22 protein-coding genes and 3 pseudogenes are annotated in these 24872 nt (G+C 56.4%); 16 read left to right on the plus strand and 9 right to left on the minus strand.

Going from position 1 to position 24872, the window contains the following annotated elements; translation table 11 throughout:
* Window positions 1-174 precede the first annotated feature (174 nt).
* Together KP701_RS13705 and KP701_RS13710 are read left to right on the plus strand one after the other, a co-directional pair.
* Entirely contained in the window at window positions 175-1452 is a 1278-nt protein-coding gene (locus tag KP701_RS13705) for an MFS transporter (protein ID WP_215747521.1), read from the plus strand.
* A gap of 1 nt (window position 1453) precedes the next feature.
* Complete coding sequence (locus tag KP701_RS13710; protein WP_215747522.1) at window positions 1454-2275, plus strand: IclR family transcriptional regulator C-terminal domain-containing protein; 822 nt, start codon at window positions 1454-1456, stop codon at window positions 2273-2275.
* A gap of 31 nt (window positions 2276-2306) precedes the next feature.
* On the opposite strand, the gene KP701_RS13715 is transcribed toward KP701_RS13710, so the two are convergent.
* From KP701_RS13715 to KP701_RS13725, 3 genes are read right to left on the minus strand one after another with little or no spacing between them, the layout of a single operon-like run.
* Window positions 2307-3020, minus strand: a complete 714-nt coding sequence (locus tag KP701_RS13715; protein ID WP_215747523.1) for an SDR family NAD(P)-dependent oxidoreductase — start codon at window positions 3018-3020, stop codon at window positions 2307-2309.
* Between the two features lie 21 nt (window positions 3021-3041).
* Window positions 3042-4595 (minus strand): hydantoinase B/oxoprolinase family protein, encoded by a 1554-nt coding sequence (locus KP701_RS13720; RefSeq protein WP_215747524.1) that lies wholly within the window; start codon window positions 4593-4595, stop codon window positions 3042-3044.
* A 51-nt stretch (window positions 4596-4646) separates the two neighbouring features.
* Window positions 4647-5942: an FAD-binding oxidoreductase gene (locus KP701_RS13725; protein WP_215747525.1), complete on the minus strand. Its 1296-nt coding sequence runs from the start codon at window positions 5940-5942 to the stop codon at window positions 4647-4649.
* A gap of 173 nt (window positions 5943-6115) precedes the next feature.
* Here KP701_RS13725 and KP701_RS13730 point away from each other — a divergent pair, with 173 nt between their 5' ends.
* Window positions 6116-8176, plus strand: a complete 2061-nt coding sequence (locus KP701_RS13730) for a hydantoinase/oxoprolinase family protein (RefSeq protein WP_215747526.1) — start codon at window positions 6116-6118, stop codon at window positions 8174-8176.
* 65 nt (window positions 8177-8241) lie between these two features.
* On the opposite strand, the gene KP701_RS13735 is transcribed toward KP701_RS13730, so the two are convergent.
* On the minus strand, window positions 8242-9060 hold the full coding sequence (locus KP701_RS13735; RefSeq protein WP_215747527.1) for an aldo/keto reductase: 819 nt from the start codon (window positions 9058-9060) through the stop codon (window positions 8242-8244).
* Window positions 9061-9216: 156 nt separating this feature from the next.
* Between KP701_RS13735 and KP701_RS13740 the strand changes: the two genes are divergently transcribed.
* The gene (locus KP701_RS13740; protein WP_215747528.1) at window positions 9217-9639 is read left to right on the plus strand and encodes a Rid family hydrolase; all 423 of its coding nucleotides are present in this window, start codon (window positions 9217-9219) and stop codon (window positions 9637-9639) included.
* A gap of 34 nt (window positions 9640-9673) precedes the next feature.
* Here KP701_RS13740 and KP701_RS13745 read toward each other — a convergent pair whose 3' ends face one another.
* Window positions 9674-10675 carry a LysR family transcriptional regulator gene (locus KP701_RS13745; protein WP_215747529.1) on the minus strand — a complete coding sequence of 334 codons (1002 nt, stop codon included), beginning with the start codon at window positions 10673-10675 and terminating at the stop codon, window positions 9674-9676.
* A gap of 251 nt (window positions 10676-10926) precedes the next feature.
* Between KP701_RS13745 and KP701_RS13750 the strand changes: the two are divergent.
* Window positions 10927-11685: pseudogene (locus KP701_RS13750) on the plus strand (IS5 family transposase).
* A 9-nt stretch (window positions 11686-11694) separates the two neighbouring features.
* Here KP701_RS13750 and KP701_RS13755 read toward each other — a convergent pair.
* Window positions 11695-12588 carry a LysR substrate-binding domain-containing protein gene (locus KP701_RS13755; protein WP_215747530.1) on the minus strand — a complete coding sequence of 298 codons (894 nt, stop codon included), beginning with the start codon at window positions 12586-12588 and terminating at the stop codon, window positions 11695-11697.
* A gap of 92 nt (window positions 12589-12680) precedes the next feature.
* Here KP701_RS13755 and KP701_RS13760 point away from each other — a divergent pair, with 92 nt between their 5' ends.
* The 7 genes from KP701_RS13760 (at window position 12681) to KP701_RS13790 (ending at window position 18573) form a co-directional block, all read left to right on the plus strand.
* Window positions 12681-14189 carry a UbiD family decarboxylase gene (locus tag KP701_RS13760; protein WP_215747531.1) on the plus strand — a complete coding sequence of 503 codons (1509 nt, stop codon included), beginning with the start codon at window positions 12681-12683 and terminating at the stop codon, window positions 14187-14189.
* A gap of 99 nt (window positions 14190-14288) precedes the next feature.
* On the plus strand, window positions 14289-14813 hold the full coding sequence (locus tag KP701_RS13765) for a UbiX family flavin prenyltransferase (protein ID WP_215747532.1): 525 nt from the start codon (window positions 14289-14291) through the stop codon (window positions 14811-14813).
* 14 nt (window positions 14814-14827) lie between these two features.
* Window positions 14828-15442, plus strand: coding sequence for a DUF554 domain-containing protein (locus tag KP701_RS13770; protein ID WP_252345632.1), 615 nt, complete (start codon window positions 14828-14830; stop codon window positions 15440-15442).
* On the plus strand, window positions 15439-15867 hold the full coding sequence (locus KP701_RS13775; protein WP_215747533.1) for a pyridoxamine 5'-phosphate oxidase family protein: 429 nt from the start codon (window positions 15439-15441) through the stop codon (window positions 15865-15867). Before KP701_RS13770 ends, KP701_RS13775 begins: the two co-directional genes overlap by 4 nt.
* Window positions 15868-16108: 241 nt before the next feature.
* Entirely contained in the window at window positions 16109-17797 is a 1689-nt protein-coding gene (locus KP701_RS13780) for a tannase/feruloyl esterase family alpha/beta hydrolase (protein ID WP_371818987.1), read from the plus strand.
* A gap of 261 nt (window positions 17798-18058) precedes the next feature.
* A complete protein-coding gene (locus KP701_RS13785; RefSeq protein ID WP_215747535.1) occupies window positions 18059-18289 on the plus strand; it encodes a hypothetical protein in 231 nt (76 codons plus the stop codon).
* A gap of 50 nt (window positions 18290-18339) precedes the next feature.
* Window positions 18340-18573 carry an SDR family NAD(P)-dependent oxidoreductase gene (locus KP701_RS13790; RefSeq protein ID WP_215747536.1) on the plus strand — a complete coding sequence of 78 codons (234 nt, stop codon included), beginning with the start codon at window positions 18340-18342 and terminating at the stop codon, window positions 18571-18573.
* A 39-nt stretch (window positions 18574-18612) separates the two neighbouring features.
* Here the strand turns inward: KP701_RS13790 and KP701_RS13795 are convergent.
* Window positions 18613-19370, minus strand: a pseudogene (locus KP701_RS13795) (IS5 family transposase).
* 65 nt (window positions 19371-19435) lie between these two features.
* On the opposite strand from KP701_RS13795, the pseudogene KP701_RS16585 reads away from it, so the two are divergent.
* The 3 genes and pseudogenes from KP701_RS16585 to KP701_RS13805 all read left to right on the plus strand — a co-directional run.
* Window positions 19436-19570, plus strand: a pseudogene (locus tag KP701_RS16585) (TonB-dependent receptor); the annotation flags it as partial.
* Between the two features lie 275 nt (window positions 19571-19845).
* Window positions 19846-20829 (plus strand): DUF1852 domain-containing protein, encoded by a 984-nt coding sequence (locus KP701_RS13800; protein WP_215747537.1) that lies wholly within the window; start codon window positions 19846-19848, stop codon window positions 20827-20829.
* 27 nt (window positions 20830-20856) lie between these two features.
* Entirely contained in the window at window positions 20857-21885 is a 1029-nt protein-coding gene (locus KP701_RS13805; RefSeq protein ID WP_215747538.1) for a methionine synthase, read from the plus strand.
* A gap of 236 nt (window positions 21886-22121) precedes the next feature.
* Here KP701_RS13805 and metF read toward each other — a convergent pair whose 3' ends face one another.
* Window positions 22122-23051 (minus strand): methylenetetrahydrofolate reductase [NAD(P)H], encoded by a 930-nt coding sequence (metF, locus tag KP701_RS13810; RefSeq protein ID WP_215747539.1) that lies wholly within the window; start codon window positions 23049-23051, stop codon window positions 22122-22124.
* A 129-nt stretch (window positions 23052-23180) separates the two neighbouring features.
* On the opposite strand from metF, the gene KP701_RS13815 reads away from it, so the two are divergent.
* Window positions 23181-24074 (plus strand): LysR family transcriptional regulator, encoded by an 894-nt coding sequence (locus KP701_RS13815; RefSeq protein WP_215747540.1) that lies wholly within the window; start codon window positions 23181-23183, stop codon window positions 24072-24074.
* 455 nt (window positions 24075-24529) lie between these two features.
* Here KP701_RS13815 and KP701_RS13820 read toward each other — a convergent pair.
* Window positions 24530-24872: transposase (locus KP701_RS13820; RefSeq protein ID WP_215747541.1), on the minus strand; the 343-nt coding region annotated here is incomplete at its 5' end.

Here is a 24872-nt window from a genome sequence, read left to right on the forward strand (position 1 = left end):
CGCCGGAATCCAACACATAGCTGTTATTCAAAAACTGCAGGTAAATCGTTCTGACGGCCGGTGCGGGTGTATAACTGATATACTGGTCCCACATCAGGAAATTGCATACTGTTGTCATGAACGTTTCGGAAGGGAACCAACATGGCAGGGGAACGACCGGGAAGGCAGGGCGGTTTGAGCGAAATTGACGCGGGTCTTGTCGACGAATTCGGGATGCGGCCTGTCCGGGCGTCGTGGGGCGCTGGCTGGGTCATCCTTTTTGCCCTGGTGGCGCCGATCAATCTGCTCATGTCGCTGGACCGTCAGGCCATGACGCTGTCAGCACCCCGGATACAGGCGGAATTCGGCTTCTCCCTTGTCCAGATTTCCATCATCATTGCCAGCGTATTGTGGACCTATGCGTTGCTTCAGATTCCGGCCGGCGCCCTGGTGAACCGTTACGGTCCCCGGAAGTGCCTGTTTGTTGGCTGTCTCGCATGGTCGATTGCAACGATCCTGACGCCCATGGGCAGTTCATTTGCCAGCTTTCTGCTGATCCGCCTTGCGATGGGAGTCGGTCAGTCTCCTGACTGGTCTTCAAGTATTGTGACCATCAACAACTGGTTCCAGCCCCGTCGGCGGGCGCGGGCGAATGCGGTTCTGCTGGGCTTTCTCTATCTGGGATCGGTGATCGGGGGTCCGATGCTGACGCAGATGACGGCGCATTACTCCTGGAAACTGGGATTTTACGTCTTTGGCGTGGGGGGAGTGATCTGGAGTTGCCTGTGGAGCATCTTCATGCGTGATCGCCCGGCGACAGAGAAGCCGACGGTCGAAGACGGGAAGCCGGCGGCAGACCGTGTGCTCATAAGACGGTTTCTGCGCTCACGGCAGTTCTGGTACATCGGTATCCATTACATGTGTCTGCTGACCATCCAGTCCTTTTTCCTGACGCTGATGCCGTTCTATCTCATGGATCACCGGCATCTTCAGTTCACGTCGATGGGATGGCTGTATTCCCTGCCATGGGCCTTCCTTTATGTTTCGGTTTTCCTGAGCGGCATGATTGCGGATGCTGTGCTCAGGCGGACGGGTTCCGTGTGGAAGGCCCGGACGCCTATGGGCATGATCGGGACGTTCTGTTGCGGTACGCTGGTTCTGGTTGGCGATCATGTACAGAATGTGACGGGCATGATCGTGATCTTCGGACTTGCTCTGGGATGTTCCGGGCTCAGCCAGATTTCCATCTGGACCTCCGTTCAGGACCTGACCTCCGGGCAGGCGGGGATCGTGGCCGGGTGGACAACGTTCTGGGGAAATGCGGCCAGTGGTGTTGCGCCAATCGTCATGGTGTATATCGTCAGGATGACAGGAAGCTGGTCCATGGCTCTTCTTCTGCCATTCATTGCGGGGATAATCGGCGCGGTCTGCTGTTCAGGCACGCATCCGGAACGCCCCATTGAAGGAACATAGCGTGATAACATCGGTGTCGTTCGTCCAGGAGAGAGCATCGACGCGAAAGACGCCGGTACAGGACGCCCCCGCTGCAAAACAGACGCAGTATTCCCAGAACTCGGATCGCGCCGCGCAGCTTCTCATGATTCTGAACGAACATGGGCCGCAGGGGCTGGTGCTGGGCCGACTGGCCGAGCTTGTTTCAGCAGAAAAATCGGCCGTCCACCGCTCCCTGCAGGCCTTGCGAAGACATGGTCTGGTCGTGCAGGCCGCACAGCGGGGACGCTATCGTCTCGGCCCCGCAGCTCTGGCGCTGGGACGGTTCAGGACAAGTCCCGTGGAGCGTATCCGGCAGTGGAAGCCTTATCTCGCCTTGCTGGGGCGGGAGTTCAAGGCCTCGGCGTTCCTGCTTGAACGGACGGGTCTGGATGCGATCATTACCGACATGTACATCACGGACAGCCGTCTGCCCGTTCTGGGTCATGACGGGCTGGGGGGGCGTCTGCCGCTCGGTTACGGCATGGGAAGCACGGTCATTCTGGCGAATCAGGACCCGGACAATCAGCTGGCGATCCTGCAGGCGAATGCATCGCGCTATCAGGAATTGAACGTTGACCTTGAAGCATTGCAGGATCTTCTGGATCATGTCCGTGAGGCTGGCTACGATTCCCGGCGCAACGCAGTGATCCAGGGCATATCCGGTATTTCCCTGCCCATCCTCGAAGGAGACGGAACGTGCCGGGCGGCGGTGACCGTTGCCAAACCGACGGATGAACTGTCTGACCACGAGACAGGCCAGATCGTCGAGAAAATCAGGAGTTATATCGAGTTCCTGTCCTGACGGCGGGCTCTGATTGCCCCCTGTCCTGCGATCAGGCCATGTCTTCATTCTGGCAGGTGAAGCAGAGTTCGGAAACGCTGGCCGTATTGGGCAGGTCGAGTGCCGTTGCGACCATGACAGCGATATCGGCAGGCTGAGTCATGTCCTGCGCTGTCCAGCCTGCGGTGTTCTGCGTCATGTCTGTGGCGACGAAGCTTGGACATACCACGATCGAACGAATTCCGCTGTCCCAGCCTGTGCGCCGGATTGCAGCGGCAAGGCCGGACGTGGCGAATTTCGTGATGGCATAAGTGCTCGATCGCGCGGATTTGACGCGTTTTCCCGACATTGAGGACAGCAGCACAACGCGCCCCCGGCCACCAGCCGCAAGGGCGTCCCACGCCGCCCGGACCAGCCGTGTGGGGGAGCGGACGTTGATCTGGAACATGCGATCCAGATCGGTGTCGTCGGTTTCAAGGATCGACCCGGGGATCATGATGCCTGCTGACAGGATCACGGCATCGATCCGGCCGAACACACGTATCGTTTCTGTCACCCAGGCCTCTTCCGAAGCCGGGTCCGCAGCATCATACTGACAGGTCAGATGGGGCACTGTCAGCCAGCTTCCATCCACGTCCCGCATGCCGGCGCTGATGCGCCAGCCCTGATCTGCAAGACGCTCCGCAATGGCGCGGCCGATCCCCCGGGATGCGCCCGAGATCAGGGCAACGCGCTTGGAGAGCAGGGGAGAGTACTGTTCCGACATGAGGTGATCTTCTCGTTTGGGTCAGAGAACGTCCGGTGTTCCGTAGCCGCCTGCGCCGGGGGTTACGATTTCCACGATATCCGAAGGGGCGAGCGTGGCATTGCCACGGACCATCGGCGCCGTGCATTTCACCTGTGCCATACCACCTGGACCGCCGCCATTCAGGCCCCAGGGCGCCGTCGAGAGGCGGGACATGCTGGTGGAAACATAACACTCCTCTTCTGCCCGATAAACGCGACGCAGGCCCCTGCCGCCGGTGAATTTGCCGTTTCCGCCGGAGCCTTCGACCAGTTCGTATCGCAGCAGGGTCAGCGGGTATTCCGTCTCCAACGCTTCGATAGGCAGGTTTGAGGTGTTGGTCAGATGCGCCTGAACGCCGTCCAGACCATCCTTATTGTAGCGCGCACCGGAACCACCGCCGATGGTCTCGAGATAGATCCAGAACTTGTTGCTGCCCTTGCGTGTTCCGCTGAAGGTTGCAGAGCCGACGCAGCCATTGGTCGCCGCGGTGATGCTTTCGGGGCAGACAGGGGCCAGTGCTGCCATGATGACATCAACAACACGCTGGCACGTCGAAATCCGTCCCATGACTGCGGCGGGAAGTGAGCAGCAGAGCAGGGTTCCGGATTCAGCTTCGACGTGGAGCGGGCGGGCCAGACCGGCATTCGGGGGGATTGTGGGATCAACGATCGATTTTATGGCGTAATAAACGGTGGCAAACAGAGCCGAACGCGTCATGTTGAGATTGGCTCGGACCTGCGGCGGGCTCTGAAAGGCGAGGGTCATTTCATCGCCCGTAATCGTGATCAGGCAGCCGATTTCCATGATCTCGGGATAGTCGATGGTCTCGAACAGGTCGGAGGCCGTGTAGGTGCCGTCCGGAATGGCTGCGATGCCCGCGCGCATCTTGCGTTCGGCATAATCCTGAAGGGTCAGACCTGCGCTGATCATGACATCCACGCCGTATTTCGTACAGAGGCCTTTGAAACGGCTGACACCGAGCCGGTTTGCGGCCATCTGGGCGCGAAGGTCGGAGATGCGCTCGTCCGGTACCTGACAGTTCAGGAGGATCAGGTCCTGCACGTCCTGTTGCAGAACACCCTGTTTGTAGAGCTTGATCGGCGGGATTCGAATGCCTTCCTGAAAGATGTGGGCATCACCCCGATCGGCGAAATCCGAATGATGGGCAGTGTTGATGGCCCAGGCCACGAGCGCACCTTCCGTGAAAATCGGTTCGGCCAGCACGATGTCGGGCAGATGCGTGCCGCCGCCTACGAAGGCATCATTGCCGATGAACACATCGCCCGGTTCGATCTGGTCTGCGGGATAACGGTCCATGACGAGGGGGATAAATTCGATGAATGATCCCAGATGCATCGGGATGTGTTCGGCCTGACACAGGGTGTAGCCGAACTGGTCGAACAGGGCTGTGGAGCAGTCCCGGCGCTCCTTGATGTTCGTTGAATAGCTGGTGCGGACGAGAGCCTCGCCCATCTCTTCCACGACGGAAGCCAGTGCGCTTCCGATGATTTCGACGGTGACAGGATCGAGGGCGATGCGCTGGAAAGAGGTCATGATTCAGGATCTCCGATGCGTCGTCAGGATATTGAGAGAAGGCAGAAAGGGTTAGCGGAAACGGCTGAAGCTGAAGGGGGCCGGATCAACAGAGGTCGTCACGTTCCGGACGATCTCGGACAACAGCTTTCCGGCTCCTGGTCCGATGCCGAAGCCATGACCGGAGAAACCCACTCCCAAAATCAGACCCGGAATTTTCTCGGTACGGTCGATGATGGGTACGGCATCGGGTGTGACGTCGATCATCCCGCCCCATCGTTCCACTTCACGCATGGTCCTGAAGGGCGGAAAATCGCGTTTGATGATCCGTGCGGCTTCTTCCAGCAGGCCGTGTGACGGTTCCGGGTCCAGTGTCCGGATCTTTTCGAAAGGCGTGACACTGTCGGCTGTCCAGCGACGCTCCATTCTCCATTCGTCCAGGAACGCCCGGCTCAGACGCAGGCGCAGTTCCTTGTGGTTCTTCAAATAGGAGCCGGCAAACTGGCGCAGCTGACGGAATGAATCCGGGGTGATTTCCGATACGCTCGCGTTCCGGCGACTGATGTTGTAGCCGCCCTGGATGTTGCGCCGGAAGGCAAAGTCGCTGCCGCCCACCGTTTCTTCCGGAGCGCCTTCCACATTGTCCACGCGCATGACGCTGCCAAGTACATTGAGAGAGGGAAGGTTGAGACCTTCATTCCCTCCAAAAAGCCGCGACCATGCCCCGCCAGCGAGGACAACAGTGCTGCACCTGATGCGTCCGCGTTCGGTCACGACGCCTGAGATCCGACCGCCCTGACGATCCAGGGCACGGACGGCACAGTGCGTCAGGATGGCCGCACCGTGCTCCCGCGCGGCTTCGGCTACGGCTGATGCAGCCATTGTCGGTTCTGCCCGGCCGTCCGTTCCACAGAAGAGACCACCCTGGAAGGGGCGCTGTGATCCCGCGGCCATTTCGGCCGTCCGGGCACCATCCATGAGTGTCGTCTGGATCTGGTACCGGTCGGCGATATCTTTCCAGTTCCGGAATTCGTCGAGCTGTTTTTCGTTGTCACAGGCATAGAGGATGCCGCACTGACGGAAGCCGGTTTCGCGTCCGGTCAGTCTGTTCATCTCGCGCCAGAGATTCAGGCTGCTCATTCCAAGGGGGAGTTCACGCTCGTCGCGCCCCATGACGCGGGTCCAGCCCCAGTTACGGCTCGACTGTTCACCCCCGATTACGCCTTTTTCGCAGAGTGCGACGGAAACGCCTGCACGGGCCAGGAAAAAGGCGGTCGTTACACCGATAATGCCGCCGCCGATCACGACGATATCGACAGCTTCGGGCAGGTTTTCATCCGACTTTACGGGAATGACCTTCGGCACCATCTTTTTTCGTCCTCGAACTGAAAACAGGGTCGTTTTTTATCGATGACAAGACGTGCCATGACTCTTTGCGGCGTGTCTTGGCATAGCTGTTATTTCAAAACGGGTCTTATTCCGTGCCGAAAGAGGTGGGTATCGTGAACAGATCACGACGCAATCAATGAGCGGAGCGGAAAATGGCGTGGAGACTTGGTGTCGATTCTGGTGGAACGTTCTGTGACATCTGTCTTTATGATGCGGAATCGAAAAGGTTTGCGATCTGGAAAGTCTCTTCGACGCCGGATGATCCGTCACGCGGAATTCTGACCGGCATTACCGAAGGGCTAAAAACGGTTTCGGCCGAAACTTCGGATATCAGCTTTCTGGGCCATGGGACGACTGTCGGCACGAATGCGCTCATCCAACACAAGGGCGCGCTGACCGGGTTCATCACCACGGATGGCTTTCGTGATCTTCTGGAGATTGGCCGCCAGCAGCGTCCAAGCCTCTATGATACGCAGGAAGACAAGCCGGAAACCCTGGTGGCTCAGGCCCTGCGGTTCGAGGTGCCGGAACGTGTGCGGCACGATGGTACGGTAGAAGTTGCGCTTGATGAGGAAAGCGTGCGCGATGCGGCACGCGCCCTTAAAAAAGCAGGCGTCAAGGCGGTGGCGATCGGTTTCCTGTATGCATTCATAAAGCCGGAGCATGAGCGCCGTGCCTATGAGATCGTCCGGGAGGAGTTTCCCGAGGCCTTTACCTGCGCAAGCTATCAGGTCGCCCCTGAGTTCCGTGAATATGAGCGCTTCTCGACGACGACGGTGAACGCTTATCTCGGCCCTGTCATGGAAGCCTATATTGCCCGTCTGGGTACGCGTCTTCTGGAGCTTGGTCTCTCGGTTGCGCCGCGGATCACCCAGTCCAATGGTGGTGTCATCAGCTTTGATCTGGCACGGGCTCTGCCGGTACGAACGGTTCTTTCAGGGCCGTCCACCGGTGTTGTCGCCGCACAGGCCATCGGTCGCGTCATCGGAATCCCCAACATCATCACCTTTGACATGGGGGGAACCAGCACGGACGTCGCGCTGCTGAAGGACGGCACCTGCCGGCTGACCGGGGAAGCGGAAGTGCATGGCTATCCCGTTAAGGCGCCTATGCTGGATATCCACACGGTCGGTGCAGGGGGCGGTTCGCTGGCCTATCGCGATAATGGTGGACTGCTGAAGGTTGGTCCCCAGAGCTGCGGCGCTTTCCCTGGCCCTGTCTGCTATGATCAGGGCAGCCTCACACCCTCCACAACCGATGCCAACGTTGCGTTACAGACGCTCAATCCGGAATTCCTGCTTGGTGGCCGTATGGCGATCCGGCGGGATCTGACCATGGAGCGCATTGGTCTTCTGGCCAAAGAGCTCGGCATGGATGTGATGGCGACAGCGCAGGGAATCATTTCGGTTGTGACCGCCAATATGGCGCGCGCCGTGCGTGTCATCAGTGTGCAGAAGGGGCATGATCCGCGTGACTATGCCTTGATGGCGCTGGGCGGGGCGGGGCCGCTGCATGCAGTGCGTCTGGCGCAGGAACTGGACATGAAGCGTGTTATTATCCCGCTGACACCCGGTGTGATGTGTGCACTCGGTCTGTTGCTGACGGACCTCCGGGCAGATTTCTCAAGCACGCAGATCATGGTTGCGCATCCGGGAATGTCTACGGGAATCGTATCGATCTTCCGTGCCCTGCTGAAACAGGCCAACCATTGGTTCTCTCAGGAAAATGTCCGTGAGGAAGATCGCGGGCTCAAGATGAGCGCCGATATGCGCTATGTCGGGCAGAATTACGAACTGGCGGTGGACATGCCGGTTTCGATCGATGCCATGAGTGATGAGAGTGTGACCGACATGGTCCGCAGCTTCATTGCGACGCATGAAGCGCAATACGGTTTTGCCTCACAGACGGATCCGGTTCAGTTCGTGACCTTCCGTATCGAGGCGACCGGCAAGGTGGAAAAAGCCGCATTCACGTCTCATCCGGATGCCGGACCTGATGCGCAGTCCGCCATTACAGGCGCGCGCGACGTATGGTTCCCTGAGACGGAAGGCTTTGTGTCGTGCCCGATCTATGAACGCAGTCTGCTCAGGAGTGGGAATGAAATCGCCGGGCCGGCGATCATCGAACAGATGGATGCCACGACGGTATTGCCGCCGGGGACATGCGCCGTCGTTGAGCCACATCTCAATCTCATTGTTGAAACAGGGCGTTAAGCCCTGTTTCAACTCGCCTTTGAAAGGTCCTATCCGGGGTTCCTCCTAGATAGGACCTGAAGGCCTCAAAAATCTGCCGTCAGAGGGTCTGGACCGATGCGGCCGTCGGGACGGTCCATCGTCGCGATCTGCGCCATATCCTCCGCGTCGAGTGAAAAATCGAAGACGGCGATGTTTTCCGCGATTCTGGAGGGCGTGACCGATTTCGGGATCACGATCAGGCCGCTCTGAAGATGCCAGCGGATGATGATCTGCGCTGGAGATTTACCATGCTTCTCCGCGATTTTGCCGATGATCGGACTGTTCAGCGTGCGCCCCTGTCCAAGCGGGCTCCAGGATTGTGTATGGATGCCGTTTGATGCGTGAAAGTCCCGCAGGCTGTGCTGCTGGAATTCGGGATGGAGCTCGATCTGGTTGAGCGCCGGGGTGACACCTGTTTCCCCGATAATCCGTTCAAGATGGGTTTGCGTGAAATTCGAGACGCCAATCGCGCGAACACGGCCTTCGTCCCGCAGGTGGATCATGGCCTTCCAGCTTTCGACATAGAGATCGAGGCGGGGTGCCGGCCAGTGGATAAGGTAGAGATCGATTGACGTCCGGCCAAGCCTGCGGCTGCTTACGTCGAAAGCGCGCAGGGTCTTGTCGAAGCCCTGATCCGTATTCCAGAGCTTGGTTGTGAGGAAAATTTCGGGGTGTCCTTCAAGTCCCGTTCCAACCCCTTCCTCATTGCCGTAGATCGCGGCGGTATCGACAGCGCGATAGCCGGCAGCAATTGCACATTTGACGACATCTGCCGTCTGATCGACGGGAGTTTGCCAGACACCCAGCCCCAACTGAGGCATAGCGATGTCCCGGTACAGGGAAATAATGGGTTGTTCAGTCATGATGCGGATTCCTGTGCTGCAAGGTCCGGTCCGTGTTTTTCCATGACGCCGGAAGGGGACCAAGGCAGTTTTATGTATAGCTGTTATGGAAAGAAAAAAATGCTGCGGTGAGCAATACTTTTTGATGAGACCCTTTCTTTTTTCGGAGAAAGACAGATGCCGGATATCATCAAGGTCAAAGCAGGAAGCATGTACGAAGAGCGCAACAGCTATTCGCGACTGGTGGCAGTGGGTGACATGCTTTTTGTCGCCAATACGGCAGGTATCGATTACAGAACGCGGGAAATCTCGCCTGACGTTGCGATCCAGGCCCGACGCGCGCTTCAGACGATCGAGGGGGCGCTCAATGCGGTGGGATCGTCTCTTGCCCATGTGGTGCGAATCATCACGCATGTTCCGGATCGAGCGAATATGGCTCCCGTGGCTCTGGTGCTGGGGGAAGTTTTCAAAGGAATTGATCCGGCAGCGACAATGGCCTGCACACCTCTGGCGCGCGATGATCTGAAGGTGGAATTTGAGGTCACGGCAATCCGTGGTGTCTCGAAACAGTCGCAGGAATATCTCAGGATTTCGGTCTGACAGCAGCGCGGGAGGCCATTCGTCCTGAATGGCCTCAGAGAATAATCTCTTCCGCTGCCTGTAAGGCGCCACTCAGAGAAGATGTCTGGATTGCCCGTATGTCTGGCTGTGTGTTTCCCGGAAGTTGGGGCCAGAGAAAATCGTCCTGAACAGTTTCGATCATTTTCTTGATCTGGGTGACAAGTCCGGCGTTAACCGGACGGCTTTGGGATGCTGCGAGTGCGATGGTGCGGTAGAGTGCGGGTTTCGTGATCAGTCGGCAGCGAAAATAGCCGGAGAGAATTTCGCGTTTCAGGGATGCTGCCGGCAGAAGGGTCGCTGCCATGCCGGAAGAGACCACCTGAAGCATGGAAGAATAGGAATCACATTCGCACTGCACCGTCAGATCAAGCGCGTTCCGGTTGGCCCATGCGGCGACGATCTGCCGCAGGCCATGGCGTTTCCCAGGAAGAACCAGCGGGATGCTGGTAAGTTCTGCAGCTTCAATTGTCGCCTCAGTCTCTGGTGTTTCCAGCCCGCCCATACAGGCTTCGATGAGATAGAGGGGCTGCGAGAGTACGGCTTCCAGATTGGGATGAGCAATACCGGGTGCATCATAAAGCAGTGCAACATTCAGCGAACCGGCATTCAGGCTGTTCAGCAGATCGCCGTTGCAGCCATCGAGGAAACGGAGTTCGGCATTTGCATGGGCGTCGCGCAGGGCACGGGCGAGCGGTGGCAGCAGAATGGCGCTGACGCTGGCAGGCATTCCGATGGCCGCAGAGTCCAGATGGTCCGGGGAAAGGAGGCGAATCTGGTTCTGTGCTTCCTGGATCTGGCGGATGATCGTAGCACCAAGCTGCTTCAGGCGTTCACCTGCCTGTGTCATGACGACGCCGCGACCATTTCGATAAAGGAGCGGAACCCGCAGTTCTGTCTCAAGTTCACGGATATGGCGGCTGAGCACGGGTTGAGGGCGACCCAGCTGGACAGAGGCGCGGGAGAATGAACCACATTCCGCTACAGAAATGAAATATTCCAGATCCCTGACATTCATCGCTCAACCTTTCTCGTACGGCCTTACGCCGGATGACGACTTGGAAATGCTGAACCGACCGCAATCGGAAGCGGTGAGCCCGAAGCCCCGCGCCGACATTGAGGCAAATATATGATATCAATGTCAAATTATATTCTGTTTTCCACAACAGAAAAAAAATATATTCCAATTATAGCAATTTAAGTGCTTAGGGTCAGGCCTCATTGATTTGAATGAGGAGATCTGATTCAGGCTCTGCAAGGAGACTGAAGATGAGCGACCTGTATTGGCTGACGGGCGAAGAGATGACCCGGCTGGAGCCGTTCTTTCCAAAGAGGCATGGCAGGTCACGTATCGATGAGCGGCGCGTGTTAAGCGGGATCATCTTCGTGAACCGCAACGGGCTACGTTGGCGGGATGCTCCGCAGGAGTATGGGCCGCACAAGACGCTCTACAACCGCTGGAAACGTTGGAGCGCCATGGGGATCTTCATCCGCATGCTGGACGGCTTGGCGGCTGGCAGGTCGGATCACCAGACCATCATGATTGATGCAACGTATCTCAAGGCGCACCGTACGGCATCGAGCCTGCGGGTAAAAAAGGGGATACAGGCCGCCTGATCAGGCGCACCAAGGGTGGCATGAACACGAAACTGTATGCAGTGACAGACAGGAATGGGCGGCTGCTCAGCTTTTTCATGACGGCTGGTCAGATCAGCGATTATACGGGCGCTGCGGCCCTTCTGGACAGTTTTCCCGCGGCAAAAGTGTCTCCTGGCCGATCGCGGCTATGACGCCGACTGGTTCAGGGAGGGACTGGAAGAAAAAGGGATCAGACCCTGCATTCCAGGCCGAAAATCCCGCACGGCGCCAGTCCGTTGCGACAAGCGCAAATACCGGCGCCGCAATCGTATCGAAATCATGTTCGACAGGTTCAAGGACTGGCGGCGCGTCGCCACGCGCTACGACAGGGGCCCCACCGTCTTCTTCTCGGCCATCTGCCTCGCCGCCACTGTCATGTTATGGCTATGAGTCCTGAATCTAGGAAAGCTCAATGAATTTCTGTAATGCTGGCGAGATATGCTCTCTGTTCCACAATAGAAACAGGGTTGATTCTGCATCAGGTTCAGTCAGGGGGAGGGCGCTCAGACCGGCAGGCAGAAGTGCTGTCACACTCTCGGCAACGATGGACAGGCCAAAACCTGCGTGAACCATTCCGAAAATGCTGCCGATATTGGTCACTTTCCATGATGGCTCAAGAGAGAGGCCGTTTTTTTCGGCTATTTGTTGCGCAATACGTGCGATGCCGACTTCGTCCGGATCCTGAAAACCAATCAGCGGAGTGGCATGGATTGCCCGTATGGAAAGGTCGGTTCGGGATGCAAGGGGATGGTTTTCCGGAAGTAGAACAAATAACTTTTCCGTTATGTATCGTCGTGTGCTGCAGATGGAAGGAACAGCTTCAAGATCTCGTACCAGAGCAACATCGATGTCCTTTTTTGTGACAGCACTGACAAGATCCGAGATGGATTTTTCAGCCAACGTGATCTGCACTTCAGGGAAGTGCTGTTTCATTCTCTGTAGATGGTTGGGGAAAATCCGCCCCGCCAAGGCCGATCCGACATGCCCCAGAACAAGCTGGCCCATCTCACCACGGGCAATGCTTCGCACCCCGTCGATCAGGTTGTGATGGCTCTTTAGGAGGTGCTGTGCCGCCTCCCGGCAGGCATGACCAGCACTGGTCAGATCAATGCCTCGCTTGCGACGATGGAACAGCTGGGCACCAAGAGCCTCTTCCAGAGCCTTGATCTGCTGGCTGAGCGCGGGCTGTGCGATGTCGAGCTTTTCAGCCGCACGAGCGACATGGAGGGTTTCGCACACAGTGAGAAAGACAGCCAGCCGGCGTAGAGAAACAGACGTTAGATGTTCATCCATAACATTTGACTTATCAATAATACCACATAGTGAATATGGAACATATTATGGTGGCCGGATAGCCTTCCTTTTGCGACAGGAAGGACAATGTCATGAACAGAACAGATCACGCAGCCAACTCACCGGTCATCGATCTACGCTCCGCTTTGGTTAGGCTTGAGCAGTCTCCAGATGAACTGATTTCAACAGACCATGAGATCGACCCCCGCTCCGAACTGGCGGGTGTTTATAAACGTGTCGGGGCTGGGGGTACCGTCATGCGTCCGACCAGAACCGGTCCGGCGATGATGTTCGAGAATGTGAAAGGCTACCCCGGTGCACGCGTACTGGTTGGCCTTATGGCAAAACGTGAGCGCGTGGCCTTACTGCTTGACAGCAGACCCGAAGAGCTTGGGCGGCGGATGGGCGAGGCGGTCCTTAACGGGATTGCTCCGGTCGTCCTCAAGGGGCAGTCCGCTCCGTGTCAGGAACAGGTCTTTCGGGCTGATGACCCGCACTTTGACCTGCGTAATCTTCTCCCGGCCCCAACTAATACGGAAGAGGATGCTGGTCCGTATTTCTGCCTCGGCCTGCTACTGGGTAGCGATCCGGATAACGGCCATACAGACGTGACTATTCATCGTCTGTGCGTGCAGGGGCGCGATGAACTCTCGGTCTTTTTCGCGCCTGGCCGCCATATCGATGCTTTCCGTGCCAAGGCGGAAGAGCGGGGCGAGGCATTGCCCATTACCATCAATATGGGTCTGGATCCTGCCATCCCGATCGGGGCGTGTTTCGAGGCCCCCACCACACCTCTGGGCTTTGATGAACTGACCGTAGCTGGCGGGCTGCGTGGTAGAGCGGTTGAACTCGTAGATGCTGTGACGGTGAAAGAGCGCTCCATCGCCAGGGCCGAAATCGTGATTGAAGGCGAGATCCTGCCAGGACGGCGGATACGGGAGGATGTCAACACCAATACTGGCCATGCGATGCCCGAATTCCCCGGTTATAACGGTCCTGCCAATCCAGCCCTGCCGGTGATCAAGGTCAAGGCCGTGACCATGCGGAAGAACGCTATTTTGCAGACATTGGTCGGGCCGGGTGAAGAGCATGTGAATCTGGCAGGCATTCCAACAGAAGCCAGTATTTTCAACGCCTGTGACAAGGCGCTGCCGGGGTTTGTGAAAAATGTTTATGCGCATAGCGCGGGTGGAGGAAAGCTGCTGGCGATCCTTCAGGTCTGCCAGCGTAGTGCGGGCGATGCGGGTAAGGCGCGTCAGGCCGCGCTGATTGCGCTAGCAGTTTATCGCGAACTCAAGAACGTCATCATCGTGGATGATGATGTCGATCTGTTCGACAGTAACGATGTGCTCTGGGCCATGCAGACCCGGTATCAGGGCAATGTGGATACCATGTTTCTGCCTGGGGTAACGGGTCATGTGCTCGATCCCTCGCAGGTGCCGGAGTACGATCCCTCAATCCCTGGAAAAGGCGTGTCGTGTAAGACGATCTTTGACTGCACCTATCCGTGGAAACTGAAAGAGCATTTTGTGCGTGCGCAGTTCCGCGAAGTCGATCCGCATCCGTTCGCACCTTCGATCTTTCCCAAAGCGGGCATGTAATGTTGCAGGAACCTGTTTGCCGGTCCGTCATCCCGCGCAGGCAGACAGGTTCTGTACTTCTGCCGTCATCAGGAAACACCTTCAGAACGGGAGCTTTCAATGACCCGAAAACGGATTGTCGTCGGTATTACGGGAGCATCGGGCTTCCAGTATGGAGTTGATGTCTTGCGTCTATTACGGGAAGCGGAGATCGAGACGCATCTCGTCATGTCCCGTGGTGCGCAACTGACGCGGGAGCATGAAACAGGTCTGTCTGCTGAGGACGTGTATGCCCTTGCCACCCATATCCACTCACCAGGTGCGCTAGGCGCACCCATTTCAAGTGGGTCATTTCGTACCGAAGGCATGATTATCGCCCCGTGCTCCATGCATACGCTTGGTGCAATTGCATCGGGAGTGACGGATAATCTTGTCACGCGCGCGGCCGATGTCGCGCTCAAGGAAAGGCGGCGTCTGGTGATGATGACGCGGGAGGCGCCACTTCATCTGGGTCATCTGCGTAACATGCTGGCCGTGACCGAATATGGCGGTATCATTTTYCCCCCTGTTYCCSCCATTTACGCGGCGCCGCGCACAAGTGCCGATATCATCCGCCATAGTGCCCCCATATTCCACAACGCCTGAAAGATGGTCTGCCTATGATGTTCGGTCTGGCATCCATGGGAATGGGTGTTTCGCTGATTGTCCACGGCCATGCCGTTGCCGTGATGGTCTTATCCCTGCTGCTTGGTGTCATCATAGGGGAAAGTTGCGCTTTGGAGACTCATCTGGGCGCGGTTTCCACATGGGGAAACCGGTTACTGGGACGCTTTGTGCCTATGCCTGCAGATCTGATGCCAGAAGTATTTCTCGAACGCTTCGTTGCCCTTACCATTCTCTTCTGCGCAAGCGGAACTGGCATATTCGGTGCCATTCATGAAGGTATGACGGGAGATCCCTCCATCCTGCTGGCCAAATCTGTTCTGGACTTCCTGACCGCCGCCATTTTTGCAACAACGCTCGGCTTTGCCGTTGCAGCCATATGCATTCCTCAACTGGCAGTTCTGCTGGCCCTTGCGACAGGTGCGACTTACCTTGCCCCGCTGACAACCCCGCTTATGAACGACAATTTTGCAGCCGTAGGGGGTGTGCTGATGCTGGCAACCGGCTTCCGGATATGCGGCATTGTCAAATTCCCGGTTGGTAATATGCTGCCCGCACTGGTGCTGGCCATGCCCATGACCACCATATGGCTAAGGTTTGTCGGACCATGACCATATTTACCCCCCGGATTGATGCCCTGGTAGAAGAATTCCATGTCATGTCCCTGGCGGTTTGCGCCGGGCATCAGCACTGGGCAGCGCCTATATTCTATGTTTTTGACCCACTACGTGCACGCCTGCTGTTTGTGACAGACCCTTCGACCCGCCACGGCATTCTGCTGGGGCAGGCAGGGCGAGGGGTAGCAACAGTCAGTGGTCAGGACAACTCCATTCCTCTCCTGCGGGGATTGCAGATGGAGGGGTCTGTGCGGAGGTTGGGCATTGAGGACCGGGAACTGGCGGCAAATCTTTATATGTCCCGGTTTTCTATTCCAGCCCATCTTCAGCCTGTCTACTGGGCGTTTACGCCGCTTTACATCAAGGCGACCGATAACAGGAACGGGTTTGGCTACAAGGAAGCATGGAAGGTTGAGTAACGGGTTGCCGGGTGCTCTGAATAGTTGCCTTTATTACAAATCCATACATTCTGCTTGACGCGCCATCGCGTAAATTTGGCTAATGAACCGCATCGAACGATTGACTGAACGGGGCATTTTACCTGCGATGAAAAGAATACTTCTAAAGCTGACCGCCTTTTTGTGGATTGTGGGACCGGGCATCTGCCTCCTCTCTGTGCTCTCGAACCTGGCACGAGCCGCAGATATTGTCAGTCTGCCGGTGGTAAGACCTATCCTGTCATGTGAAGCGCTGGACAATGTCGATCTGACACATGCCCTCGGGGCCGAAGTTCACGGTCAGAAGGCGGCCCTGCTCCAGACCCCAAAGGGTAAATTCTGCAAAGTCACGGGGCAGATTGCGCCAACGATTTCCTTTGAAGTCGATCTGCCCATGGAGCACTGGACCCAGCGCTTTCTGCTCGGCGGTTGCGGTGGCCTGTGCGGAATGACGCAAGTGGGCGTCAGCAACGCGGGAGCATGTGTTCCGGCCCTAAATGGCGAATTCGTCATGGCGGGAGATGATATGGGCCATACTGGCTCCATGATGGGGCTGGCGCAGGGCGAATTCGGTAAAGACCCGCAAAAACGCATCGATTTCGCCTATCGCGCCAACCATGTTACCGCTCTGGCGGCTAAGGCCCTGACGGCGGCCTTCTACGGCCAGGCCCCGAAATATTCGTACTTTGTAGGATGTTCCGATGGCGGGCGTGAAGCCCTGATGGAGGCGCAGCGCTACCCCGAGGATTTTGACGGGATTTCCGCAGGGGCTCCGGCCGCACTGTTTACCGTGCAGAACTCCTTTTACCATGCGTGGAACGTGCGCGGGAACCAGCGTGCCGATGGCACCAATATCCTGCTGCAAAACCGTGTGGGGGTGCTGCATGACGCCGTTATCCGTCACTGCGATACGCTTTCGGGTGTAAAGGACGGCATTCTGGAAGAACCTCGCGCCTGCCATTTCGATCCCGTGTGGGTACAGTGCGCGGCAGGCCAGAGTGACACATCGCACTGCCTGACAGCGGAAGAAACGCAGGCGGCGCTACGGCTTTACAAGGGGGCCACAGATGCGGCGGGGCGCCCATACATCATCGGTGGTCCACTGCCGGGTTCAGAACTGCAATGGGCGCTGCCTGCCACAGCGCGCGGAGAGTCCATGAGCCAGGGTATTGCCGCTTCCGCCATTGCCTATGTCATTCCGCTGCAGGTGGATGAAAAAGCGGCTGACCTGACCCGCTTTCATTTTGATGACGCGTCCTTCGCCACCATGACCAAGCTGGCACCACTGTATAATGCCGATAACACAAACCTCCGTACGTTCCACAAGCACGGTGGCCGCTTGATCCTGTGGCACGGGTTGGCGGACCAGTCGATCTCGCCCCTGAACACCATCGCGTATTATCAGGGCGTGCAGCGGGAAATGGGTGTGGAGCAGACTGACAGTTTCCTGAAATTCTATCTGCTGCCCGGTGTGGGACATTGTGGAAACGGTGAGGGCTTCCCACAGGTCGATTTTCTGTCCCCGCTCATGGCCTGGACGGAATCTGGCATTGCGCCCAACGCTATTCGTACGGAAAAGACAGCCCACGGTGATGGACCGATGGGACCGCCGCCCGAAGGGCACGGCAAGCCGCCGGCTGGTGGCCAGATCCACATGGCCCCCATGCCCAGCCAGCCTTACGCCCGGCCGGATGCGGCAGCGATCGCCAGTCGGCCGGTTTATCCCTACCCCTACATTGCGCAGTATGTCGGGGTAGGGGATGTGAATGATGCAGGGAATTACCGTCCCGTAAAGTTACCCGTCTCCCTGCCCGTAACGTTTGCAAGCGATGCCTCGTCGCTGATCGGACCGGATAATCAGAAGCAGTATGGCGTCCGGGACGGAAAGCTTGTCGTGGAAAATGCGAAGTAACCGGAACGGCCTGTGCCGCCCGGCATCTGATACCGGGCGGCGTGAGGCAGGCGACAGGCACGATAGTCACACCCGTTCCTGCGCACTGACCTCGATCAGCAGGTCATCACCTGTGGGCTAATAGAACAGGGTCCAGCGGTCACGCCCGCGCGTCATGACTTCTACCGGTCCCGGCAGTAGCCGTCGTCGCAAGCCACTTACCTGCCTGTCTTCCTTCCTGATCGGAGCCTCAATCCTTCTGCTGCTGGGCTGAGCTGGGCCTTGGTCAATCTCGCCGTTCATGGCGCCCTGGCGACGGAAGTTCTGCCGAACCCCAAGACACGCGGTAAGGACCTCGGCTTCACAGTCGCCAATACGCTGGGCGGAATCTTTGCACCAATGCTTACCGCAATGGCCGTCAGGCTCGGTGGTTATCCCTCAATGTTCGCGCTTGCAGCCTTCCTCTGCATTGGCTCGGCCTTGCTGATCGTGCCCATCCGTTCAGTTCGCTGATCCAGCAGGGGGGCCAACGAATTTCTCAAACTTCAAAAGGAAAATACATCATGATTCGACATGTCTGGTTGATAACAGGGTCTTCACGCGGCTTTGGCCGTTCGTTGGCTACGGCTGCGCTTGAGGCAGGTGATTCCATCGTTGCGACGGGCCGCCGCCCCGAACAGCTGGCGGAACTGGTCGAAAAATATGGCGCCTGCGTGCTTCCGGTCGCCCTCGATATAACGGATGCCGCTGCTGCGCGCGAGGCGATCGACGCTGCCTCACGCATTTCGGGCGGTTGATATCGTTGTGAATAACGCGGGCTACGCCAGGCTCAGGACTCATAGCCAGAAGATGCCGGTTGCGGCGCTGCAGATGACTGAGAAGAAGACGGTCGGGCATCTGTCGTAGCGTGTTGCGACCCGCCGCCAGTCCTTGAGCCTTCCGAACATGATCTCGATGCGGTTGCGGCGTTTATATTTTCTCTTATCGTATTTGACCGGTTTTCCGCGGGATTTCCGTCCCGGAATGCAGGGTTTGATCCCTTTCTCCTCCAGGGCGTCCTAGAACCAGTCAGCGTCATACCCGCGATCTCCCAGCATCCATTGTGCTGCAGGAAGATTGTCCAGCAAGGCAGAGGCACCGGTATAATCGCTGATCTCCCCCGCAGTCATGAAAAAGCTCAGCGGTCGTCCGTTCTGATCGGTGACCTCATGCAGCCTGGTGTTCATCCCGCCTTTCGTGCGACCGATCAGGCGGCCTGGATCCCCTTTTTTAGCCGCAGGCTCGAAGCCGTGCGGTGCGCCTTGAGATACGTCGCATCAATCATAATCGTCTGAGGCTCAGTTTTCGCAGCAGACAGGCCATCCATCATTCGTATGAAAATGCCCATGTCACCCCAACGCTTCCAGCAGTTGTAGAGCGTCTTATGTGGACCGTATTCCCGGGGCGCATCACGCCAGCGCAGACCATTGCGGTTCACAAAAATGATGCCGCTCAGCACACGGCGGTCATCAACGCGTGGTTTGCCGTGGCTTTTGGGAAAGAACGGCCGCAGACGCTCCATCTGTTCATCCGTCAGCCAAAACAGGTCGCTCATCTTCAGTCTCCTCACAGAGCCTGAATCAGTTTTTCACAATCAAATCAATGGGTCCTGAACCTAAGAACATGTCCCATTCTCTGCATGGCTGGAAGGTCGCTGCCAGTGTCAGGAACCTGTTTGACAAAAATTATATTGCAAACTGCTTCGCCTATGGAGCCGACGGACAGTGTTACTATGGAGAGCGTCGCAATGCTTAGGCCAGCATATGATACAGTTGGTAATATCCATGACTGTCTGCTGGAACAGGCCGTGCGGTTCATGTGTGAGGCGCACGGTCATATCCTTGTCTGCTGGCAAAGCGTCGCGTCATACATGAATGAGATTCATACTTAAATGAAATAAAATCATTTTTATTCAACGAACCTCTCGGGCATAAGATTCTGCATCGCTCTGAAACGCAAACTGAAGAAACATTCCTGAATAAAAAAAAGGGAATAATTTTGGATCTTCAGTAATCTAGGCAGTATCTATCATGTCGGTTGAATTTACATTCAATATCAAGAAAATCCCATTTAATGAAGATTACACGCCCTCAGACAGCACACGTCTGACAACCAATTTTGCCAATCTGGCGCGCGGGGAACACCGGCAGGAAAACCTGCGGAATGTTCTGTGCATGATTGATAACCGTTTCAATTCCCTGGCGCATTGGGACAATCCCAACGGAGACCGCTATTCTGTGGGTGTTGATATCATTTCTGCTGAAATGACTATCAGGTCCGAAGGTAAAAATGAGTCTTTTCCCCTGATAGAAGTGCTGAACACTTCTATCTTTGACAAGAAAGACGATAAACGCATCCCGGGAATTGTCGGGAATAATTTTTCATCCTACGTCCGCGACTATGATTTCAGTGTCCTGCTGTTGAAGCACAATAAAGATCAGTCAGAATTCAGAACGCCTGATCGTTTTGGTGATCTTCATGGTAACCTGTTCAAGTGCTTTATCAATTCAGAGTGCTACAAGAGCCATTTCAGGAAAATGCCTGTCATATGCCTGAGCGTTTCAAGCAACAGGACTTATTACAGGACTAGGAATCATCACCCGGTGCTGGGCGTTGAGTACGAGCAGCGGGAATTTTCGCTGACAGATCAGTACTTCGGAAAAATGGGCATGAAGGTCAGGTATTTCATGCCTGAGAATGCGTCCGCGCCTCTGGCCTTTTATTTCTTTGGCGATCTGCTCTCCGATTATTCCAATATGGAGCTCATCAGCACCATCAGCACGATGGAATCTTTTCAGAAGATTTACCGTCCCGAAATCTACAATTCGAATTCTCCTGCGGCTGACTGCTATCAGCCGAGCCTGAAGCATCAGGATCATTCGGTAACCCGGATTGTCTACGATCGCGAGGAGCGCAGCCAGCTTGCGATCGCGCAGGGCAGGTTTACGGAAGAGAGCTTCATCAAGCCGTATCAGGACGTTCTTGAGCAGTGGTCTGCCCATTACTCCGTCTGAACACACCAGAACACAAGGTCATCCGCCATGAAAACACTGCTCCCCACCTCAACGGCCGGCAGCCTGCCCAAACCGTCCTGGCTGGCAAAGCCCGAAACACTCTGGTCTCCCTGGAAATTGCAGGGGGAGGAACTGGTCGAAGGCAAACAGGATGCGCTGCGTCTGACGCTGGACGATCAGGATCGTGCTGGCATTGATATCGTCAGCGATGGCGAACAGACACGTCAGCATTTCGTCACGACATTCATTGAACATCTTGGTGGCGTTGACTTCGAGAAGCGTCAGACGGTCAAGATCCGCAATCGTTACGATGCGAGTGTGCCCTCAGTCGTGGGCGCCGTAACCCGTGAAAAGCCCGTCTTTGTCGAAGATGCGAAGTATCTGCGGGCGCTGACGAAAAAACCGATTAAATGGGCGCTTCCGGGCCCCATGACGATGATCGATACGCTTTACGACGGTCATTACAAAAGCCGCGAAAAACTGGCCTGGGAATTTGCGAAGATCCTCAATCAGGAGGCCAGGGAACTGGAGGCGGCCGGCGTCGATATCATCCAGTTTGATGAGCCTGCCTTTAACGTCTTTTTTGATGAGGTCAATGACTGGGGCATTGCCACCCTGGAGAAGGCCGTTGAAGGTCTGAAATGCGAAACGGCTGTCCATATCTGCTACGGGTACGGCATCAAAGCCAATATCGACTGGAAAAACGCGCTCGGAGCAGAGTGGCGGCAGTATGAGGAAATCTTCCCGAAGCTGCAGAAATCCAGTATCGATCTGATCTCACTGGAATGCCAGAATTCCCGTGTTCCGATGGATCTCATTGAGCTTGTGCGCGGCAAAAAAGTGATGGTGGGTGCCATCGATGTGGCGACCAATACTATTGAAACGCCGGAAGACGTTGCCAGCACGCTCCGAAAGGCCCTGAAGTTCGTGGATGCTGACAAGCTTTATCCATCGACCAACTGCGGTATGGCGCCTCTGTCGCGTCGTGTCGCACGTGGAAAGCTGAATGCTCTGGGTGCAGGCGCAGAAATCGTGCGCAAAGAACTCTCAGCCTGATCGGCCGATCCCCTGGTTCAGCGGAACCAGGGGATCACGCAGCATGGGCATTCAGGTTCGCTCTTCACGTCAGGATCAGTGCTCTCCGGGGCAGAGCATGTCAGGGATGACATTCCCTGTTCATTCCTGGCTTTGTCTGTCGAGGACAGGGCATCTGCCCCGGTACTGGCAGGGGACCATCCGTCCTGCGTTTCATCAAACATCATTGCCCTTCCGTGATTTCCGATTTTGCTTCTTCATGAATCCGCCTCATTGGCTGGACGCACACCCAGAAGATGTGCAATCGCGCAGGTCAGATCTGGACGGTTCAGCGTAGAGAAATGGAACTCGTTGATTCCGTGGGACTGCAGAGTACGAACCTGCTCTGCAGCTACGATACACGCCGCGATACGGCAGAGCTCCGGGTTCTTTGCCGTTCCTTCAAACAGGTGCGTCAGCCAGGATGGTACCGTAATCTCACAGAGTGCCGAAAAACGTGCAATCTGATCATAATTCGACACGGGCATGATGCCGGGAACGATCGGGGCCGTAATACCGGCCGCCAGGCAGCGGTCAAGAAAGCGCAGATAGGTCGAAGCATCAAAGAAGTATTGAGTGATGACCCGGGTCGCACCAGCGTCGAGCTTGCGTTTGAGATTGTCGAGGTCGGCCTGGGGGCTGAGGGCTGTAGGATGCGTCTCGGGGTAGGCTGCAACCGAAATTTCAAAGTCAGCAATGTGACGCAGGCCTGCGACCAGATCGCTGGCATAAGCGTAACCACCTGGATACGGCGTATAGTTGGTCCCCGCGGGCGCATCGCCGCGCAGAGCCACGAGATGCCTGACACCGGCCTGCCAGTAGGTGCGGGCGATGTCGTCGATTTCTTCGCGGGTGGCGCCAACACACGTCAGATGGGCGGCCGGGATGAGCGTCGTCTCCTGCTTCAGGTGCAGGACCGTCTCCTGTGTCTGCGCCTGCATCGTGCCACCCGCCCCATACGTTACCGAGATAAAGCGGGGGGAGAGAGGCGCCAGACGGCGGATGCACTGCCACAAACGCCGCTCCATCGCGTTTGTCCGCGGGGGAAGGACTTCGAAAGAGAGGGCGGGAACGGGCATGTCAGAATGACAGAGCGACGGATGGTCCGCCAATTTCCCGGAAAGAAGGCGCTGCAAATTCGTATTCATATCAACTGCATCAGATCGATGGGGCGGGATGACCGACGTTCAGATGATTTCAACTAGAGCTTTAGAATGATGAATATAAATGATATGTTTTCATGAATGTATTAATTTAATGCATATAGGCGGTAAGAGATGAGTGTTCTGCAACGCAATCATCTGATGATTATTCAGGAAGTTGCCCGGGAAGGCTCACTGACAGCCGCCAGCGCGCGGCTGAATCTGACCCAGCCTGCTCTCAGCCATGCCGTCCGCAAGATCGAGATGCAACTCGGGGTCAAGATCTGGCGACGCGAAGGCCGGTCCCTGATCCTGACACAGGCTGGTCAATGGCTGTTGTCTCTCGCAAACCGGCTGTTACCGCAATTTTCACTGGCTGAAGAGCGGTTGGAGCAGTTTGCGAATGGTGAGCGTGGCACATTGAGGATCGGGATGGAATGTCATCCCTGCTACCAGTGGCTTCTCAACGTTGTCTCTCCCTATCTCGAACGCTGGCCGAAAGTGGATGTCGATGTCCGGCAGAAATTTCAGTTCGGCGGCATCGGGGCGATCCTGAGCAATGAGATCGATATTCTCGTAACGCCTGACCCGCTTTACAAGCCAGGCCTGAACTTCACGCCGGTCTTTGATTATGAACTGGTCCTCGTCGTGGGAAGCGGTCACAGGCTATATGGCGTTGATCGCGTCACGCCTGAGCAGCTTGCCGACGAAACTCTCATCACCTATCCCGTGCCGTCGGAACGGCTGGACATCTATACCCAGTTTCTTCAACCCGCCGGTATTGCCCCCCGTCAACAGAAACAGATCGAGACGACGGATATCATGCTGGTCATGGTGGCGCATGGGCGGGGAGTTGCGGCACTTCCCCGATGGCTGGTGGATGAATATGCCTCACGCTTTGACCTTCATTCCGTCAGACTGGGTGAAAACGGAATTGCCAAGCAGATCTTTCTGGGGCGTCGGGAAACTGATGCAGATGTTCAGTATCTCACCGATTTCATCGCTTTTGCAGCTGATCCGAAAGATTAGAAAGTATTTCTTCTGGAGAGGGAGGCAGCCTTTTTAACAGCTCATATACCCCTGCTCCAGCTATACTGGCCGCTATTGAGGCCTGCCAGGTTGTTGCTAGAATTATTTCATAGCGACGCCAAAATCCGGGTGGAGAAAACCCATCCAAGGCCATTCCGGGGAGAGAGGCTGCGAATAGTGCTGCAAGCACCATAATAAAAAAAAGCCAATGGAAATCAGAACTCATAGAGATAAATACGATTCTATATTTTTATTGAAAAAACGGAGTTCGCGTTGCGCGCAATGATGAAAACGAGCGCCGAAAGACATATTGATATTGTGTATTCTATCTTGGGACTTAGGCGGCCCGACATCATTTATATCTCTCCTCCGTATTTAAGGATGGGTCCGCAGATTCGATTTTTCGCTACACGCGATTGAGTCTCTCTGAATCCCATCCTGCCATCAGGCCAGAGCTAGGCCGTGTTGACAAAAGATCCAATCCAGAGCCTCGCGGCGGCGAGGTTGAGAAAGCTCATGAAAGACAGGACGGTCTTGTCGTAGCGGGTSGCGATGCGGCGCATCTGCTTGAGGTGGCTGAACATCCGCTCGATGCGGTTACGGTCCTGGTAGCGCCGCCAGTCTGTTTTCTGCGGCGCACTTCGGCCTTTGCGTGATGGAATAATCGGCAGGATCCCGTAGAGCAGTAGGTCCTGGCGGAAACTGTCGCTGTCATAGCCCCGATCAGCCAGCATCGCCCTGGGATTTGGAACGGACAAGCTCATCAGGGCGTCTGTGGCCTTGTAGTCCGAGACCTGT

This window comes from Gluconobacter sp. P1C6_b (assembly GCF_018811945.1).
In the GTDB taxonomy this organism is placed as follows: domain Bacteria; phylum Pseudomonadota; class Alphaproteobacteria; order Acetobacterales; family Acetobacteraceae; genus Gluconobacter.

Excerpts from the sequence above, each read along its gene's own strand:
- KP701_RS13740 (WP_215747528.1), top strand. The coding sequence starts at position 9,217 with ATGCCGGATATCATCAAGGTCAAAGCAGGAAGCATGTACGAAGAGCGC.
- KP701_RS13790 (WP_215747536.1), top strand. The coding sequence starts at position 18,340 with ATGATTCGACATGTCTGGTTGATAACAGGGTCTTCACGCGGCTTTGGC.
- KP701_RS13745 (WP_215747529.1), bottom strand. The coding sequence starts at position 10,675 with ATGAATGTCAGGGATCTGGAATATTTCATTTCTGTAGCGGAATGTGGT.
- KP701_RS13755 (WP_215747530.1), bottom strand. The coding sequence starts at position 12,588 with ATGGATGAACATCTAACGTCTGTTTCTCTACGCCGGCTGGCTGTCTTT.
- KP701_RS13770 (WP_252345632.1), top strand. The coding sequence starts at position 14,828 with ATGATGTTCGGTCTGGCATCCATGGGAATGGGTGTTTCGCTGATTGTC.
- KP701_RS13730 (WP_215747526.1), top strand. The coding sequence starts at position 6,116 with ATGGCGTGGAGACTTGGTGTCGATTCTGGTGGAACGTTCTGTGACATC.
- KP701_RS13720 (WP_215747524.1), bottom strand. The coding sequence starts at position 4,595 with ATGACCTCTTTCCAGCGCATCGCCCTCGATCCTGTCACCGTCGAAATC.
- KP701_RS13715 (WP_215747523.1), bottom strand. The coding sequence starts at position 3,020 with ATGTCGGAACAGTACTCTCCCCTGCTCTCCAAGCGCGTTGCCCTGATC.
- KP701_RS13800 (WP_215747537.1), top strand. The coding sequence starts at position 19,846 with ATGTCGGTTGAATTTACATTCAATATCAAGAAAATCCCATTTAATGAA.
- KP701_RS13775 (WP_215747533.1), top strand. The coding sequence starts at position 15,439 with ATGACCATATTTACCCCCCGGATTGATGCCCTGGTAGAAGAATTCCAT.
- KP701_RS13760 (WP_215747531.1), top strand. The coding sequence starts at position 12,681 with ATGAACAGAACAGATCACGCAGCCAACTCACCGGTCATCGATCTACGC.
- KP701_RS13815 (WP_215747540.1), top strand. The coding sequence starts at position 23,181 with ATGAGTGTTCTGCAACGCAATCATCTGATGATTATTCAGGAAGTTGCC.
- KP701_RS13805 (WP_215747538.1), top strand. The coding sequence starts at position 20,857 with ATGAAAACACTGCTCCCCACCTCAACGGCCGGCAGCCTGCCCAAACCG.
- KP701_RS13725 (WP_215747525.1), bottom strand. The coding sequence starts at position 5,942 with ATGGTGCCGAAGGTCATTCCCGTAAAGTCGGATGAAAACCTGCCCGAA.
- metF (WP_215747539.1), bottom strand. The coding sequence starts at position 23,051 with ATGAATACGAATTTGCAGCGCCTTCTTTCCGGGAAATTGGCGGACCAT.
- KP701_RS13735 (WP_215747527.1), bottom strand. The coding sequence starts at position 9,060 with ATGACTGAACAACCCATTATTTCCCTGTACCGGGACATCGCTATGCCT.